Below are 17562 nucleotides of genomic sequence, written 5' to 3' on the forward strand. Positions count from 1 at the left end.
TTCTCCGTTTTTTCTTTTCATCGTCAGTATAGATACGATTTGTTCTGTTTTTGCTGACAATGTTTTCTCAAAATGGGCTAATTGATTTGGTCGTAAAATGATTCGCCGATCGTGCGTGGTGGAAAGAGAAGCCGGTAGGGGGAGGTTGAATGTCCGGTTGTTTCTGCCGTAACAGGGTAAAACCGCGGAGGGCCGGCTCAAGGGCAACGGTCGCACTCGGCGGCTGGGGAAAACGTTCCTTAAGCCCTTTCGCCCTTGTGCTTTCTTTTGCAATCGCCCCGTCGGTACTGGCCGATACGATAGTCTGGGGAGGTGGTGCAGGGGGGAACTGGTTTATCCCAGGCAACTGGATTTCCTATGGTCGCGTGCCCCTGCCGGATGACAATGTCACCATCGATTCCGCAGGTCCGGCGATCGCCGCCGGGACAAAACCCGAGATTTATCGGCTGTCTGTCGGCCCCAATACCGATGGAACAATGTCGGTCAATGGCGACCTGTCGACATTTTACACCGACTTGGGCGCTCAGCCTGATGTCACCGGCACCCTGCGCTTTTTTTCGGGTGGCAAATGGCAGAATGAGCACGATATTTCGGTGGGCAAAAATGGGCGGGGCGAACTTGTTCTCAGCGGAAGCTCGGCCAAGTCCGGCGGAAATATCTACGTCGCTGAGAAAGAGACAGCCAATGGCCTGTTCGTGTTGGACAATTCTTCCAGTCTTGAGAATTCCGGCACGGTTTTTGTTGGATATGGCGCTAGTGCGCTTCCGTTCGGTGGCGGGAGTTTGGGAGTGCTGGAAGTGCGGGGCGCAAGCCGTCTTGACACCGGTGCACTGGTGGTTGCCAAGGAGGCCGGCTCCATGGGAACCGTGTCTGTGGAAGGGCAGGGCAGCAGCCTGGCGGTTTCCGGAGACATGGTTGTCGGTGGTGGCGGTGCGGCATCGTTCACCATCGCCGGAGGCGGGACGGTCGCGAGCCGCGGCGATACGATCATCGCTGATCTGCAGTCATCGAGTATAAGTGGGTTCACGATAGGTGGCGCCGGTTCCTCGCTTAAAACCGAAGGAACACTGGTTGTCGGCAATGAGGGGAACCTAACCATGCTGGTCGGCACGGCGGCGACCGTCACCAGCGGTGCCGCGATCATCGGCCGCCGTTCGGCGTCTATCGTCGTCGTAGCCGATGGCGACACCAAATGGACGACAGGCCATTTGCAGATCGGCGGCAAAACGTTGGATACGACCGGGAGTGGGGCTTCTGGCGCGCTTCAAATCAAGACGGGCGGCACGGTTGAAAGCGCCGCCGCGCGTCTCGGCAACGTTGCGGGCGCGACGGGCGAGGTCACCGTGGATGGCAGCGGCTCGGTCTGGACGGTCGGCAATGGCGGTCTCGATGTTGGCCTTGACGGTAGGGGCTCGCTGACGGTGGCGAACGGCGGGATCGTCAATGCCGCCGACACGGTCATCGCGAGAAATGCCGGTAGCAGCGGCTCCATCGCTGTTTCCGGTTCCGAAAGCGCTTTTAATGCCGGCGATCTCTATGTGGGCGATGTCGGAGGCGGCTCGCTGAGGGTTCATACGGGCGGCGCTGTCACCAGCGAGACCGTTTATGTCGCGACGCGCACCGGTTCGTCTTCTTCCGTGACGGTCGACGGCGGCGGCTCGACCTGGACGGTGGCCAAAGCCCTGGTCGTCGGATACGAGAGCGGTACAGAGGGCGACGTTTCGGTCAGCGCCGGCGCCGGCATCCGGGCAGGGCAGATCAGGTTAGGCTATCTGGCGGGTTCCTCCGGCATAATGACGGTCGATGGCGATGACTCCAACGTCAGCGTTCGGGTCGACAATAATCTCGCCTATTCCGGCTACATGGATATCGGTTATGAGGGAGACGGCAGCGTGTCGGTGTTCGACGGCGCGTCGTTGGATGCCTATCGGCTTTATGCAGGCACGCAGGCAGGCTCAAGCGGTGCATTATATGTGAACGGCATGGGATCGCATGTCGAGATCGGTGACACTCTTGTCATCGGTTATGACGGCGGCGGCAACGTGGGGGTGACGGGCGGAGCCTCGCTCGCCGCCACGACCATCGAGATCGCTTCCCGGGCAGGCTCGACAGGCGTTCTGAACATCGGCGGCGCTGCCGGGCAGTCGGCCTATTCGGCTGGAGAGATCAGGGCCGGGGCGATCGTTTTTGGCGCGGGGGACGGTCGCATCGTTTTCAACCATTCCGAGACGAATTATGTATTATCCGCCGATATTTCCGGGACGGGCCATATCCGCGCCGAAAACGGGGTGACGACGCTCTCCGGGCACAATAGTTATTCCGGCGGCACCATCGTTTCGGGCGGGACGTTGAAAGGCACAGCCACGAGTTTCGGCTCAGGCGAGATCGCCAATAATGCTGAGCTCGTCGTGGATGGAGCGGGCACGCTTTCCAATCTTGTCAGCGGTTCCGGCTCGTTTGAAAAGACGGGTAACGGTAATCTGGTTCTTATCCGAGACAGCAGCTATTCTGGCGGCACGACGGTTTCTGCCGGCACGCTGACGGGAACCGCAAAAAGTTTCGGCCCCGGAGAGATCGTCAACAATGCGCAACTCGTCTTGGACGGGGCCGGCACGCTGTCGAACATCGTCAGCGGTACTGGCGCCCTCGAAAAGACCGGGGGCGGCAATCTGGTCCTGACCGGAAACAGCACCTATACCGGCGTCACCGAAGTTTCGTCGGGCAAACTCAGCGTTAACGGCTCGCTTGCAAGCCCGGTTTCCGTCGGCAGCGGTGCGACGCTGGGTGGTTCCGGCACCATCGGCGGCCTGATAGTCGCTTCCGGCGGCGCGCTTTCGCCCGGTAATTCTATCGGCACGCTAACCTCCACCGGCGATGTAAGATTCCTCAGCGGTGCGCGTTATGCCGTTGAAATCGATGCGGACGGCAACTCCGACAGGCTGGCCGTCAATGGCGCCGTTACCATCGACAGTGATGTCAGTCTCGTCGTCACGCCGCTTTCCAGCCATTCGGCCTATAGTCTCGGCACCCAATATACGATCCTGACAGCGACGAATGGCATTTCCGGCGCATTTTCCGGCATAAGCGAAAGCTTCGCCTATTTGACTGTGAGCGTGACGAAGAGCACCGACAACGGGGCAGCTTATCTTTCTTTCACGCGGGCTTCGCCAGAGCCCGGGCTATTTGTCGGCGGGGCTTCGCCCGAGAGCGCGAGTGCAGCCAATGCTGTTGAGGCGCTTGGGGAAGCCTCGCCGCTTTATGAGGCAGCGGTGTTTCTTCAACAGGGTGAAACTCAATCCGCCTTCTCGCAGCTGACCGGCGAACTCCATCCATCGCTTGCAATGGCGTTGATAAACCGCAGCCAGCTGACGCGCGACGTTATTCTCGACAGGATGCGCAGTGCTTTCGACGGTATCGATGCGCGCCAGATCCTCGGAAGGGAATCGCAGACTATCGACGAAGGTTCGCTTGCCTTCTGGTCCAGCGGTTTTGGCTCGCGCGGTCGTCTCGATGGCGATAGCCGCGGTCCTTCGGTCGATATCAGGGGCGGCGGCGGACTTTTCGGCGTCGATGGAGATTGGGATAACGGCTGGCGCACGGGCCTCGCCGCCGGTTTCGGCCGCGATACCGTCCGCCAGGGCGGCCTTGCCGCCACGGCCGATGTGGACAGCTACTATATGGCCGCCTATGCCGGTGGGTCGGTTGGCCCGGCATCGCTGCGCTTCGGAGCGATCCATGCCTTTCAGGATATCGAAACCCGCCGGGGCATTGCCTTTTCAACCTTGAGGGAAGAACTGACCACGAGCTATGACGCCTCCACCACGCAGGTCTTCGCCGAAGCCGCCTGGCGTTTCGATGTCGATCTCACCCGCATCGAGCCCTACGCCAATATCGGCTACGTGCAGACGCATACCGACGCCTTCAGCGAAAAGAACGGCGTTGCGGCCGTTTCATCCGGTTCCGCAAGTCACAATCAGCTCTATTCGACGCTCGGTGCGCGCGTCAGCCGCGATATTTCCGTTGAAGGCGTGAATGGTCGCGCGACATTCGACCTCGGTTGGCGTCACGCCTATGGCGATCCGGCGGTGGAGAGTATTTTGTCTTATCAGGGCGGCAGCGCCTTTGCTGTTGCCAGTGCGGCGATGACGCGCGATGCGGCGATATTGAATCTCGGGCTGAGCTACGATCTCAATTCCTCGGCTACCTTGACATTCCGTTATGGCGCGGTTTTTGCAGCCGATGTGCTGGATCAAACCGCTGTCGCAGAGCTCGGAGTTCGTTTCTGATGATACATACTCGAAATCGCTTTGCGAAAGCGGCGCTCGCGGTTCTTTTTTGCGTCGCCGTCGCGGCAGGCGGCGCGGGCGCGCAAGAGGCAGCGAAGCCACCAGCGCCATTGCACGAGGTTCACGGAAGCTGGCAGCTTGCCTGCGCCGCACCCGCCAAAAAAGACGGCGCCGAGGCCGCGCCGTCCATAGCGGAAAAGGTGAAGCCCCTCTGCGCCATCGCGCAGGTCCAGCTTGAGGAAAAAACGCGCAAGCTGGTCGTTTCCGTCGAGTTCCGGCTTGACAATGCCGCAACGCCAGACAAGCTTTCCGGCACCATGGTCCTGCCTTTCGGTCTGGCCGTCACCAAGCTTTTCGCGGTGAAATCCGGAAATGTCCGCTTGCAGGAGGTACAGGTCAGCACCTGCCTGCCGGTCGGCTGCATCGTGTCTTTTACGCCTTTCATCGAGCTTGTTTCGGCGCTGAAGGCGGAACAGACCCTGACGGTGGAGGCTCCCGATCTGCAAGGCCGCACGGTGTCGTTTCAATTGCAGGCAAAGGGCTTTGGCGAGGCGCTGAAGCGCCTCGAAAGCCTGCGTTAGAACCTCTTTGTTTGACATGTTTACGTGAGATGCCTTAGGCGGCAACGGAGTCCGGTTCGCCTGTCCCTTCCGGCTTTTGCGGTTCGGCGTGTTTTTCCGCTGTTTTCCGGCGGGAAAACAGCCCGGTGAGGAACCGGCCGAACCGGTCCATTTCCACGAAGATGACAGGCGTGATGAACAGCGTCAGCAATTGCGAGACGATGAGGCCGCCGACCACGGCGATGCCGAGCGGCTGGCGCAGTTCCGAACTTGCGCCCGAACCGAGCGCGATGGGCAATGCACCCAGTAGCGCGCAGAAGGTCGTCATCATGATCGGCCGGAACCGGCGAACGCAGGCTTCGTGAATGGCGGTTGCCGGCGGTTCCGCCTTTTCGCGCATCAGTTCCACCGCGACATCGATCATCATGATCGCGTTTTTCTTGACGATGCCGATCAGCATCAGCAGGCCGATCAGCGCGATGATCGAGAAATCCATGCCCATCACCTTCAGCGCCACCAGCGCGCCGAAGGCGGCGGCCGGCAGGCCGGAAAGAATGGTCAGCGGGTGGATAAAGCTTTCGTAGAGAACGCCAAGCACCACATAGATGGTCAGCACCGCCGCCAGAATGAGGATGCCGGTATTGCCCTGGCTCTGCTGGAAGATCGCCGCTGTGCCGCCATAGCTGGTGAAGACATCCTGCGGCAGGCCTATCGTGCTCTTGATCTGATCGATCCGGCTTGTGGCATCGGAAAGCGCCACGCCATCCGGCAGGTTGAAGGAGATGGTGGTGGAGACGAGCTGGCCCGTCTGGTTGATAGTAACAGGCGCCTGCGTGCGGGTGAGGGTGGCGAAGTTTGAAAGCGGAACCAGAACACCCGATTTCGCCGAAAGAATATTGATATCGCTGAGGAAATCATCATTCCACGGTTTCGAACTGTCGAATTCCACAATCACGTCGTAGCTGTCGCCGGTCGACTGAATCTGTGCCGCCGTATAACCGCCAAAAGACATTTCCAGCGTCTTGCGCAACTGGTCATTGGTGATGCCGAAGGCGGCAGCTTTTTCCGGATCGACGGAAATCGTCGCGGCGATCGCGCCGTTCTGGGCATCTGAGGTGACGGAGGTGAAGGTGTGGTCGCGGCGCATCGCCTCCATCAGCTTGTTCGACCATTCATTGGTCGTGTCGGCATTCAGACCCTGAACGACGAGTTGGTATTGGCTGGCGGAACTGCGCCCGCCGAAACGCAGGCTCTGCTGCGGATTGATATAGGTGCGGATGCCGGCCACTTTCGATGTGGCCTGCCCCAGTTCTGACAGCACCTGGCTCAGCGGCGCGCGCTCTTCCTTGGGCTTCAGCTCCACGAACACCGAGCCGTTGTTCAGCGGATTGCGGGAATTGCCGCCGACAATGGAGGTGACGTGTACCACGGCCGGATTCTTGCGGATTTGATCGGCGACCTGGGCCTGCAGATCGCGCATCGCCGTATAGGAAATATCCTCACGCGCCTGTGTGGAGACCGAAAGACGGCCAATATCTTCCTGGGGGAAAAAGCTTGAGGGCAGGGTTTCGAAGAGATAGAGCGATGCCGCGACCGAGGCGAGAAACGATGTCAAAACGATGCGGCGATGGGAAAGGCACCAGCCGACGGCGCGGCCATAACCACGAAGCGTGCGCTCGAAACCCGCATCGAACCAGCGGATGATGGCGGGCGGCCGGGAGGAGTGGCCGGAGAGGCGCGAAGCGAGCATTGGCGTCACCGTCAGCGACACCAGCGCCGAGGCCATGATCGCGAGCGTGACGACCATGCCGAACTCGTTGAAGAGCCTGCCGATAACGCCGCCCATCAACAGGATGGGAATGAAGACTGCAACCAGCGAGACGGACATGGAGAGAATGGTGCTGCTGACCTCCGCCGCGCCCTGAAGGGCCGCTTCACGCATGGGCAGGCCTTTTTTATGCAGGCGCAGAATGTTTTCCAGCATGACGATGGCGTCGTCCACCACCAGCCCCACCGAAAGTGTGAGGCCGAGCAGCGAGATATTGTCGATGCTGTAGCCCAGAACATACATCATGCCGAAGGCGGTGATGAGAGACAGAGGCACGGCAAGGCCGGGAATGATGGTCGCCGTCAGGTGTCCGGTGAAGAGATAGATGACCGCAACCACCAGCCCGATGGTGAGAAACAGCGTGAACTGAACGTCCGAAATCGCGTCCTTGATGGCAGTCGAGGCGTCATTCATGACGTTGATATTGACCGAAGGCGGCAATTGCTGGTGAAGCGCCGGCAGCTTGGCCTTGATGGCGTCCACGACGTCGACCGTATTGGCGTCCGGCTGGCGCTGCACGGCGAGAACGATGGCCTGTTCACCGTCGAACCAGCTGCCTGCATTGGTGTTGTCGATGCTGTCGGTGACATTGGCGATATCGCCGAGATGGATCGGTGCGCCATTATTCGTCGAGACGACCAGCGAGCGGAAGGCGGCCGCATTGGTGCGCTGGGTATCGGCCTCGATCGTCAGGCGCTGATTGTCGTTCTGCAACGCCCCGACGGGCACCTGATTATTCGCCTGGGCGATGGCGGTGGTGACGGTGTCGACGCCAAGCCCTCTTGCCTGAAGCTGGGCCGGATCGAGCCCTATACGCACGGCATAGGTCTGCGCGCCATAGATGCTCACCTGCGCGACGCCCGATATGGTGGAAAGAAGCGGAGAAATGATGTTCTCTGCGATTTCGTCGACCTTGCTGGTCGGCATTTCCTTGCTGTTGACGGCCAGCAGGAGCACCGGCGCATCGGCCGGGTTGGTCTTGCGATAGCTTGGCGTTGTCGTCATGTTGCTTGGCAATTGCCGCTGCGCGCGCGAAATCGCGGCCTGCACATCGGCCGCCGCTGCATCGATATCGCGGTTGAGATCGAATTGCAGCACGATCGAGCTGTTGCCGAGCGTATTGGTGGCGCTGATTTCGCTGACGCCGGGAATGGTCTCGAACTGCTTGACCAGCGGTGTGGTGACCGATGTGGCCATAGTTTGCGGCGAGGCGCCCGAGAGCGACGAGGAAACGTTGATCGTCGGGAAATCCACCTTCGGCAGGGCGGCGACGGGCAGCAGGCGGAAGCCGGCAAGCCCGGCCAGCACCAGGCCGATGGCGAGAAGCGTGGTGGCGACGGGCCGGTTGATGCAAAAATTCGGGATCATTGGCCGCCAACCTTTTCCTGCGGAATATTGGCGGCCAGATTGCCGGCCGCGCCGCCCTTGTCGGAAAATTGCTCGACCACGAACTGGCCGTCGGCAAGTTCGGATTGACCCTCGATAATCACGTGCTCGCCGCCATTGAGACCGCTTGCGATGGCGGTAAGATCGCCATTCGAGCGGGCGACTTCCACCGGTGTCATATGGGCATGATGCTCGCTATCGACGGTATAGACGAAATTGCCCTTCGGCCCCGGCCGCACGGCGACCGTCGGCACGACGATCATTTCATCGTCCGAAACGAAGTGCGCGGTGACATTGACGGACTGGCCGGGCCATAAAAGACCGCGATCGTTCTTGAATTCCGCCTTGGCCAGCACGGTGCCGGAGGTCTGATCCACCGTATTGTCGTAGAACCGCAGCACGCCGCTCATCGGTTCGCCACCCGTCGCCGCGGGGTCGACATCGACTGCGGTATCCTTCGCCACGCCTTCGCGCAATTGCGGCAGATAGCGCTGGGAGAGCCGGAAACTGACAGAAATCGGATCGTATTTGGTGATCGTCACGATATTGACGCCGGCGCTGAGATAGGCGCCGGGGCTGACGCTGATATCGCCGAGCCGCCCATCGAAGGGGGCACGTATTTCCATATGTTCAAGCGTCACCTGGTCGGAGGCAAGCGTTGCCTTGTCGGCATCGATCTTGGCGCTGGCGCTATCCCGCGCCGCCCTTGCCTGATCCAGCACCTGCTGGGATTCCGCGCTCTGCTTGACGAGATTGGCGGCGCGCTGGAAGGCGGCCTCCGTCTGCTCCAGCGTTGCCTGATCGGCGGCGATATTGGCCTTGTCCTTGTCGACAGCGGCGCGGGCGATGCGGTCATCCATCTTGAGGATAAGGTCGCCCGCCTTGATATGCTGACCGTCCTTCGCCTCGATTTCCATGACAAGGCCGGCCTGAAGCGGCGCGATATTGGTGATGTCGGCCGCAACCGCCCAGCCCGTCGCCGTTGCATCCATCGGCAGCGTCGCCTTGCCGACGGCGATGGTGCTGACGGTGGGTGGCCCGCCATTGCGCCGCCCTCCACCCTGTCTTTGTCCCTGCTGCCGGGCTGGTTGGCCGCTTTGGGAGGACTGCGTCGCCGTTTCGGCGTCGGCCCTGGGAGATACGCTGGCAAATTGCTTGAGATAGGCGACTTGATCGAGCGGCAGGCGGTCCTTGAAATACCAGGCACCGGCGGCTGCGATGGCAAGAACGCTGAGAGCGGTCCAGAAACGTTTCATCTGACGATTCCGCGTAATGAGAGCGATACATGTTTCCCGAACATGTGCGGTAAGCCTTGGGAGCAGCTTTCCCCCACAAGACACCCAATGCGCTGCGAAATCACCTTAAACTTTTGTAATGGCGGCGACAATGACCGTCACTATATCCCTTGCCTTTCAGGAGGCAGACGATTTCGGTTCATGCCCCAGGCAATGCTTGCCATGTTCCCGTTCGCCGCGGGTTCCGGCCAAGAAAAAAGCCGCCTCGTTTCCGGGGCGGCTTTGGGATGAACGGCGAAAAGCTTCCGATTAGAAGGCCCGGATGGCGTTGCGGGTCGCAAGCACGTCCTCGGCGACATTGCCGGTCGTTGCCGGTACGGAGCCGACGAGATCCAGGAACTTGTAAAGTTCGGTGGCCTGCGAGTTGGTGACATAGATGATGTCGCGATCCTGCATCGGGAACTTCGTGGCGGCGAAGAAGGTCGACGGATCGCGCAGATTGGCGCGGAAGATGACCGGAACGTCCTGTCCGGGGAACTTCGACGTATTGATGCCGAGCTTCACGAGAAGATCGCGCTTGACGATACGATAGACATAGACCTGAGCCGGATCGGCACGGGAATCGAGCAGTCCACCCGCTTTGCCCAGTGCATCCGAAAGCTTGAGATCGGCATCCTCGAACTCGAAACGTCCGTTGAGGCCCGAAGCGCCGAAGGCAAGGTAGGTGCGGCGTTCACGCTCCACCATGATCGTGTCGCCCGGAACCACATAGATGTTTTCGGACGGCGTGCTGACGAGGTGGTTATAGTTGACGCGGGCAGTCTTGCCGCGGCGGATCAGCGTGACATAGGATTCGATATTCGGGGCGCTGAGGCCCTTTGCATAGGAGATGACGTCGAGAACCCGATCGCCCGCTTCCGAAAGCTGAACCTTCGTCGGCTCCTTGACGTCGCCCAGCACGGAGGCCTGTGCGGAGCGGCTGGAAATCTTGGTGATGAGAACCTGCGGCTCGATGGCGCGGTTGGCGAGCCGTTCCTCGATTTCGCTCTGCACATCCTCGACGTTGCGGCCGGTGGCGCGGATCTTGCCCGCATAGGGAACGCTGATATTGCCTTCCCGGTCCACGGTCTGGTTCGGCAGGCTGATGAAGTTGCCGGGACGGCTGCCCGCGTCGTTCGGAATGAACAGGCCGCCGGCCTGGCTTTCGAAGATCGCGACCTGCACCACGTCGCCAACGCCCATCGGCAGCGCCGGAACACCGCCCTTGCCGCCGCCGAAACTGCCGAGCAGGGTGGTGGTTGTGGTGTCGCCGACGTAATTGAGGACGGAGCTGTTGATGTCGAGCAGCGCGTAGTCGACACCGGCGGTTTTCTGCTTGTCCTTGGAGGCGAATTTCACGGAAGCGTTAGATTCGATCGAAGCTGCATCTGGGCCGGAGGCCGCAGTAACCGTGCAACCCGCCAGTGCTGCAGAGGCAAGCAGAATCGAAACATTCAATAAACGCATTTGGTCCTCGAAATGAATTCCGTCCGAAAAGCAGAAATAATCCGGACATCGTATAAGTTTTTAAAAATAAGCACTTCATAAATGACACCGGTAAAGGAAATCCAAACCGGCATTACATCCGTTCAGCGGAATCGCATCCCGGGATGTTTACGTCCCCTATCAGGCATATGCCCAATTTCAGACGATGCTTCAAGTTCATCATCGCTCAACTGCGCCGAAAAATTCCGGGCGCGGCACGATGTTCAAGTCCCCTGACGGTGTCAGTATTGTTACGCTTCAATATTCAGTTGGCTGCCATAATCTCTTTGATTGCTGCATTGCGCTAGTGCAGTTTTGTCACGCTTGCGCGGTTTCTTTTGCTGTGGGCTTACGTGAATCCTAATCATTTGTTTTGTAAAATAATTTTTCCTATTTCAGTATAAATGCTTCTGAAATAAAGAGCCTGCCCGCGACTCCAAGTCGTTCTTTAACTCTCGCTAGGTTCGCGTCCACGCTATTCGTCAGACCCTTCGACTGCTATGCAGCACTGGGAGTATGTCGGCGATATGCCGAAGCGGGCAGAGCCACCCATTCATGTATCCCGAAACGTATTGCTGCCATCTGAACAATGGCAGGCAGGGCAACGCCAATGATTGTCGTAATTGCCAACAGGCTCGCTATGTCCGTTACATGAAACAACTTGACCGCGACAGCCCGGCCAAAACCGATGGCGATGATATGCATCACATAAATTCCAACGGACAACTGGCCGAGTGTCTTAAACATCAATGAAATAGGGCTTTCGCGAATAACGAGTGCCTGCGAAATTGCGATCATCAAGACTATGCCGAGGGTCGCCGATAAGAAAGGAAACCGTTCGGGGATTTCAATTTGCCACGAGACATAGGTGGAAATCGCAAAGGCTGCCAGAAGCGCGAGAAATGAGGGCATCGTGTATCTCTTCTGCTGAAAGCCGTATTGTTTTGCGAGAACGCCGAGTGTGAAATAGATCAAGCCGTACGCAATGTCCCATGGGACCTGTTGGCCCTGCAGATAGAAGAAAACGAACAGAATAAGTGCGAATGCCGCTCGGACGAGGGCAGGCACCCAGGCGAATGCATGAGAGGCAAGTTGGCAGAAAAATAGTGAGTAAAGAAACCAGAAGGGGCTTATCGGGCTCCACAGGATTTCCAGGACTCTGGTAAAATCGATGGTCGTGTTTGTAAGACCCAAATGCCCCATCACCACCATCAGGCTGCCATGCAGGACTGACCAGAATAGATAGGGATAAGCGATATTTTTTGCGATCTTGGCGAAAAAATCCCTAGGTGCGGTATCCGGTCCAGAGAAGAACAGTCCCGACACGAAGAAAAAAAACGGCATATGGAAGGTGTAAATTGCATAGTCGGCGAAGCCCATAAGGCTGAAGTGCGGCGGCGCGACAGAGCCATTTAGGCCTCTTTCCGCGTGGCCGAAAACAACAAGGATTATACACAGACCTTTGGCGACATCATAACTATAGTCACGCGGATTCTTAGGTTTCATCCAAGCACTCAATGAAAGCTTTCATGTGTAGATGTGGGCCGAAGGCATTTCTTAATTACGCCCGCTCAGCCAGTGCGAAATTCACGGTATCCGCGAACTCCCGCAGGAAACGCTCCCGTGAGAAGCGGGCGGCATTGTTGATGCAGGCGTTCTTGTCGAAGCGGTCGGAATTGTCGACGAACTCCTGTACGGCGGCGCAGATCGCCTCCGGTGTCTGCTCACCGAAATAAAGGCCGGTTGGATGGTTGGAGGCGCCGAGCGGAACGACGGTTTCCAGCACGCCGCCCTTGCCATAGGCGATGACCGGTGTGCCGAGCGCCTGGGATTCGACGGGCACGATGCCGAAATCGTCTTCTGCCGCAAAAACGAAGGCCTTGGCCTCGGCCATGTATTTGTGAAGCTCTTCATTGCCGACGAAACCGAGGATTTCGACATTCGGCGTGGCGATTTCGCGGATGCGTTTCATGTCCGGCCCGTCGCCGATGACGACCAGCCGTTTGTCGGGCATCTTTGCAAAGGCTTCCACGATCAGGTGCACTTTCTTGTAGGGCACGAGCCGCGACGCCGTGACGAAATAGTCACCCTTAAGCTCGGACGGGGAAAGATGGGAGGTGTCCACCGGCGGATAGATCACGGTGGAATCGCGGCCATAACATTTGCGCACCCGGTTACGGATGAATTTGGAGTTGACCGTCATCAGGTCGACGCCGTTGGCGGTGCGGATGTCCCACATGCGGATATAGTGAAGAATGGCGCGCGCGATCCATGAGGTGAAGCCGCGCGTCATCCTGGTTTCCTTAAGATACTGGTGTTGCAGGTCCCAGGCGTAGCGGATGGGGCTATGGATATAGGAGACGTGAAACTGGCCCGGGCCGGTGATGACGCCCTTGGCGACCGCATAGCTCGAGGAAATAACGAGGTCGTAGCCGCTCAGATCGAACTGTTCGATGGCGAGCGGCATCAGCGGCAGATAGGAGCGGTATTTTTTCCGGGCGAAAGGCAGCTTCTGGATGAAGGAGGTATTGACGGGACGGCCGCCGAGAAACCCCCTGTCGCGCTCGCTCATGAAATCGACAAGGCAGTACAGATCCGCGTGAGGGTAAATTTCAAGAAGGTTGTGAAGCACTTTTTCGGCCCCGCCTCTGTCGGTGAGCCAGTCATGCACGATTGCCGTCTTCATAATTTCCTCAATAATTTCAACGTAATAAAAATTAATGTTCCGCCATGGAATAAAGTTTGGCGGTGTAGAATATCAGGTCTGTCTGCAGCCCTTGAAAACACGGCTGGCGGCGTCAAATAACGTAACGATTAATAAGAATGTGCGGGTATGTCTGTGGTGGCCTAGCGTTAGTCCGCTCTTTAATAGCACTTTGTTCGCAAATGCGAAATATCCAACCTCCTTAATTCCTTTTCTTCCTTTGCAGTCAAAATCCGGTCGTCATTCCCTCTCTCCCAGCCGGAAGAGATGGATGTCACGGCGCGCCGTATTTTTGGCGAAACTCCCGTTTTTTCATTGCCTTAAACGATGCCGCCTTCTTTCGCAAAGACCTGTCTTGCGTTTCGCCGATCATGGAAACCCATCATCGTGCCGCATTGTCATTGACAAGCCGTCTTATCGAGATATTCTTTTATAAAGATGCATATAACATAATAATGGAACACATAAAAGCTGGGAGCTTGACCATGAGACGTAAACTTGCATTTCTCGCCACCGCCGCTTTGATGTTGGCGCCCGGTGTAATGATGGCTGCGGAGAAGGGCGGCGTCATCAACGTCGCCACGATCGGCGAGCCGCCGACGCTCGATCCCATGGCGTCTACCGCCGATCTCGTCGGCATCGTCACGCAGCATATTTTCGAAACGCTCTATACCTTCGACAAGGGCTGGAAGGTGACGCCGCTTCTGGCGGAAAGCCTGCCCGAGATCAGTGCGGATGGCAAAACTTACACGATCAAGCTCAGGCAGGGCATCAAGTTCCATGACGGTAGCGACATGACCTCGGAAGATGTCGTCGCCTCGCTCGGCCGCTGGATGAAGGTCGCCTCGCGCGGCAAGCAGGCAGCCGGCTTTATCGACAATATCTCCGCGCCGGATGCCGGAACGGTGACGATCGCCCTCAAGCAGCCCTATGCGCCGCTCGCTTCGCTGCTCGCCTTCAACAATTCCGCCGCCATCATCCTGCCGGCTGAAAAGCAGGCGGAGCCGATGGCCGAATTTATCGGCACCGGCCCCTATATGCTGAAGGAACGCAAGGCCGACCAGTATATCCAGCTCGTCCGCTTCGATGGCTACAAGTCCCGCGATGGCGAAAGCGACGGTTATGGCGGCGCGCGCCATCAATATCTCGATGAAATCCGCTTCGTCCCGGTGCCTGATCCGAATACCCGCGTCGAAGCCGCCGTTTCCGGGCAATATGACTATGTCGATTCCATTCCGGTGGAATCCTTCGACAAGGTGAAGTCCTCGTCGGCCTCGCAGCCGATGATGCTGAAGCCTTTCGGTTATCCGGTCTTCGTATTCAACACGAAGGAGGGGCTTTCTTCCAAGCTGGAGGTCCGCAAGGCGGTGACCGAAGCGCTGAACATGGAAGACATGCTGGCAGCCGCTTTCGGCAGTACGGATTTCTATGCGCTCGATGGCGCCTATTATCCCGATAATTTCTCCTGGCATTCGGAAGAGGGCGTCGAGGGCAATTATAATCTCGGCAATCCGGAAGCCGCCGCCGAAAAACTGAAGGCGGCCGGTTACAACGGCGAGCCGCTGCGCATCCTCACCAGCCGCCAGTATGAGTTCCACTACAAGATGGCGCAGGTCGCGGCGGAATATCTGAAACTTGCCGGTTTCAAGGTGGATATGCAGGTGGTGGACTGGGCGACGCTGACGCAGCGCCGCGCCGACCCGAAGCTCTGGGATATCTACATCACCCACAGCCCCTTCCTGCCGGAGCCGGCGCTGATCGGCGCGCTCTCCACCGGCTCGCCGGGCTGGTGGGATACGCCGGCGCGCAAGGCCGCGGTTGACGCCTTCACCTCGGAAGCCGATCCGGACAAGCGTATCGCGCTCTGGGCCAATGTGCAGAAAACGATCTATGACGAGCTGCCGCTCATCAAGATCGGCGACTTCAATGCCGTGGCGGCCAAGTCCAACAAGCTTGATGGTGTCGATCCGGCTCCATGGCCTTACTTCTGGAACGCTTCGGTTACGAAATAAGACCGGCACCGCATGCCGTCACCCCGGCCTTGAGCCGGGGTCCAGCGCGATCAAGTCCTTGATCGCAAGAGACTCTCTCACCACGCGGACGCGTGGTGGCTGGATGCCGGATCTAATCCGGCATGACGGAAAAATGCGGTCGGCATTTACGTAAACCAACTCAACCGTCGCCTGGTCGCGGCCTATCACCCGCTTCGGAGCCTTGATACGTGATACGGTATATTTTCCAGAGACTTGCAGGAATGATCGTGGTGATGTTCCTCGTCGTCACCATCGTTTTCGTCATCCTGCGCGTCACTCCCGGAGATCCGGCCGCCGTGATGCTGGGGCCGGATGCCTCGGCGCAGGATATTGCGGAGCTGCGCACCCGGCTTGGCCTCGACCAGTCGCTCGGCGTGCAATATGTCTATTATATCGGCCAATTGCTGAAGGGCGATCTTGGTCAGTCGATCTTCCTCAACATGCCGGTTGGATCGGCACTGCTGGACCGGGCGGAACCGACCTTCTTCCTGACGATCTTTTCGCTGCTGATTGCCAGTGTCATCGCGCTGCCCATCGGCATCTACGCCGCTTACCGGCGCGGTTCCTTCGTGGATCAGGCCGCGACCACCATTGCAATGCTTGCGGCGAGCATTCCGAGTTTCTGGCTCGGCCTCATCCTCATGCAGGTCTTTGCCGTGCGGCTCGATCTGTTTCCGGTGTCGGGTTACGGTGGGCCGGGTGCCAGCTTCATGGAGCGCATGTATCACCTGACCTTGCCGGCCATCGCGCTCGGCCTCGTTTCCTCCGCGCTCATTCTGCGCTTCACTCGCGCCTCGATGCTGGATGTTCTCGGTGACGATTATGTCCGCACCGCCAGAGCCAAGGGCGTCAAGGAGCGCCGGGTGGTGATGAAACATGCGCTGAAGAATGCGCTCATTCCCATCCTCACCGTGCTTGGCCTCACCGCCGCCGTGCTGATTTCCGGTGCAGTGGTAACGGAAACCGTCTTCGGCCTGCCGGGTGTCGGCAATCTTGTCGTCTCAGCCGTGCTCCGGCGGGATTATCCGGTCATTCAGGGCGCGCTTCTCATCATCGCCGGGCTTTACGTGCTCATCAATTTTGCAATCGACATGCTTTATTTGCTGGTCGATCCGAGGGTTCGTTACTGATGGCCGATATTGTTTCCACCACCCCGCCGGCGCGCAACCCGACCATCCTGTTCATTCGGCGCCTGTTGAAGCGCAAGACGGTCGCTGCCGGCCTTATCGTTCTCGTCGTCTTCGTGCTGCTTGCCGTTTTCGCGCCGATGATTGCGCCTTATTCGCCGTCGAAACTGTCGATTGTGAACCGTCTGAAGCCACCGAGTGAAATTTACTGGTTCGGCACCGACGAGTTCGGCCGCGACGTGTTTTCCCGCACCATCTATGCCGGAAGGCTGTCACTTCTGGTCGGGGCCGCCGTGGTGGCGCTTTCGGCGCTGATCGGCATCACGCTCGGCCTGCTTGCCGGCTTCTTCCAGAAACTGGATACGCCGATTGCGCGTCTGATCGATGCGATGATGGCCTTTCCGGATATTCTGCTGGCGATTGCGCTGGTGGCGGCACTCGGCCCGTCGCTGACCACCGTCATCATCGCGCTTGCCGTCGTTTATTCGCCGCGCCTTGCCCGCATCGTGCGCGCCTCGACGCTGGTGATCCGTGAGTTGCCCTATGTGGAGGCGGCGAAGGCGCTTGGCATTTCCACCTTCCACATCATGACGCGGCATGTGCTGCGCAATCTGGTCTCGCCCATCCTTGTGCAATGCACCTTCCTTTTCGCCAGCGCCATGCTGGCCGAGGCGGGCCTTTCCTTTCTGGGGCTCGGTGTCAGCCCCGAAATTCCCACCTGGGGAACCATGATCTCCGCTGGCCGCCAGTATATCGGTCAGGCTGACTGGATGACCTATTTCCCCGGCTTTGCCATCATTCTTTCCGTGCTGTCGCTGCAAATGGTCGGCGACGGGCTGCGGGACATGCTCGACCCAAGACTGCGAAGGGATTTGTAAT

The 17562-nt window shown here is 58.7% G+C and carries 10 protein-coding genes; 5 read left to right on the forward strand and 5 right to left on the reverse strand.

Going from position 1 to position 17562, the window contains the following annotated elements:
- The first annotated feature begins 149 nt into the window (after positions 1-149).
- The gene (locus tag EM858_RS03625; protein WP_127755837.1) at positions 150-4286 is read left to right on the forward strand and encodes an autotransporter domain-containing protein; all 4137 of its coding nucleotides are present in this window, start codon (positions 150-152) and stop codon (positions 4284-4286) included.
- Entirely contained in the window at positions 4286-4867 is a 582-nt protein-coding gene (locus tag EM858_RS03630) for an invasion associated locus B family protein (protein ID WP_127755838.1), read from the forward strand. The genes EM858_RS03625 and EM858_RS03630 overlap by 1 nt, the downstream gene beginning before the upstream one ends.
- Positions 4868-4901: 34 nt before the next feature.
- Here the strand turns inward: EM858_RS03630 and EM858_RS03635 are convergent, their stop codons facing one another.
- From EM858_RS03635 to EM858_RS03655, 5 genes are all read right to left on the reverse strand, one after another.
- On the reverse strand, positions 4902-8042 hold the full coding sequence (locus tag EM858_RS03635; protein ID WP_127755839.1) for an efflux RND transporter permease subunit: 3141 nt from the start codon (positions 8040-8042) through the stop codon (positions 4902-4904).
- A complete protein-coding gene (locus EM858_RS03640) occupies positions 8039-9316 on the reverse strand; it encodes an efflux RND transporter periplasmic adaptor subunit (RefSeq protein ID WP_127755840.1) in 1278 nt (425 codons plus the stop codon). Before EM858_RS03640 ends, EM858_RS03635 begins: the two co-directional genes overlap by 4 nt.
- A gap of 288 nt (positions 9317-9604) precedes the next feature.
- Positions 9605-10801, reverse strand: a complete 1197-nt coding sequence (locus EM858_RS03645) for a polysaccharide biosynthesis/export family protein (RefSeq protein WP_003519875.1) — start codon at positions 10799-10801, stop codon at positions 9605-9607.
- A gap of 516 nt (positions 10802-11317) precedes the next feature.
- Positions 11318-12325 carry an acyltransferase family protein gene (locus EM858_RS03650; RefSeq protein WP_127755841.1) on the reverse strand — a complete coding sequence of 336 codons (1008 nt, stop codon included), beginning with the start codon at positions 12323-12325 and terminating at the stop codon, positions 11318-11320.
- Positions 12326-12380: 55 nt separating this feature from the next.
- Entirely contained in the window at positions 12381-13505 is a 1125-nt protein-coding gene (locus tag EM858_RS03655; protein WP_127755842.1) for a glycosyltransferase family 4 protein, read from the reverse strand.
- Positions 13506-14008: 503 nt separating this feature from the next.
- Here EM858_RS03655 and EM858_RS03665 point away from each other — a divergent pair.
- The 3 genes from EM858_RS03665 to EM858_RS03675 all read left to right on the forward strand — a co-directional run bounded on the left by EM858_RS03665 (position 14009) and on the right by EM858_RS03675 (position 17561).
- Positions 14009-15535, forward strand: a complete 1527-nt coding sequence (locus EM858_RS03665; protein WP_127755843.1) for an ABC transporter substrate-binding protein — start codon at positions 14009-14011, stop codon at positions 15533-15535.
- Positions 15536-15744: 209 nt separating this feature from the next.
- Positions 15745-16686, forward strand: coding sequence for an ABC transporter permease (locus EM858_RS03670; protein WP_164865292.1), 942 nt, complete (start codon positions 15745-15747; stop codon positions 16684-16686).
- Positions 16686-17561, forward strand: coding sequence for an ABC transporter permease (locus EM858_RS03675; RefSeq protein WP_065117645.1), 876 nt, complete (start codon positions 16686-16688; stop codon positions 17559-17561). Before EM858_RS03670 ends, EM858_RS03675 begins: the two co-directional genes overlap by 1 nt.
- Position 17562: the final 1 nt, after the last annotated feature.

It is taken from the genome of Agrobacterium sp. CNPSo 2736 (assembly GCF_004005385.1).
Classification (GTDB): Bacteria; Pseudomonadota; Alphaproteobacteria; order Rhizobiales; family Rhizobiaceae; genus Agrobacterium; species Agrobacterium leguminum.

Bases quoted from the DNA above. Each gene is read 5' to 3' on its own strand.
- EM858_RS03645 (WP_003519875.1), bottom strand. From the start codon at position 10,801: ATGCGTTTATTGAATGTTTCGATTCTGCTTGCCTCTGCAGCACTGGCG.
- EM858_RS03635 (WP_127755839.1), bottom strand. From the start codon at position 8,042: ATGATCCCGAATTTTTGCATCAACCGGCCCGTCGCCACCACGCTTCTC.
- EM858_RS03640 (WP_127755840.1), bottom strand. From the start codon at position 9,316: ATGAAACGTTTCTGGACCGCTCTCAGCGTTCTTGCCATCGCAGCCGCC.
- EM858_RS03675 (WP_065117645.1), top strand. From the start codon at position 16,686: ATGGCCGATATTGTTTCCACCACCCCGCCGGCGCGCAACCCGACCATC.
- EM858_RS03625 (WP_127755837.1), top strand. From the start codon at position 150: ATGTCCGGTTGTTTCTGCCGTAACAGGGTAAAACCGCGGAGGGCCGGC.
- EM858_RS03665 (WP_127755843.1), top strand. From the start codon at position 14,009: ATGAGACGTAAACTTGCATTTCTCGCCACCGCCGCTTTGATGTTGGCG.
- EM858_RS03655 (WP_127755842.1), bottom strand. From the start codon at position 13,505: ATGAAGACGGCAATCGTGCATGACTGGCTCACCGACAGAGGCGGGGCC.
- EM858_RS03650 (WP_127755841.1), bottom strand. From the start codon at position 12,325: ATGAAACCTAAGAATCCGCGTGACTATAGTTATGATGTCGCCAAAGGT.
- EM858_RS03630 (WP_127755838.1), top strand. From the start codon at position 4,286: ATGATACATACTCGAAATCGCTTTGCGAAAGCGGCGCTCGCGGTTCTT.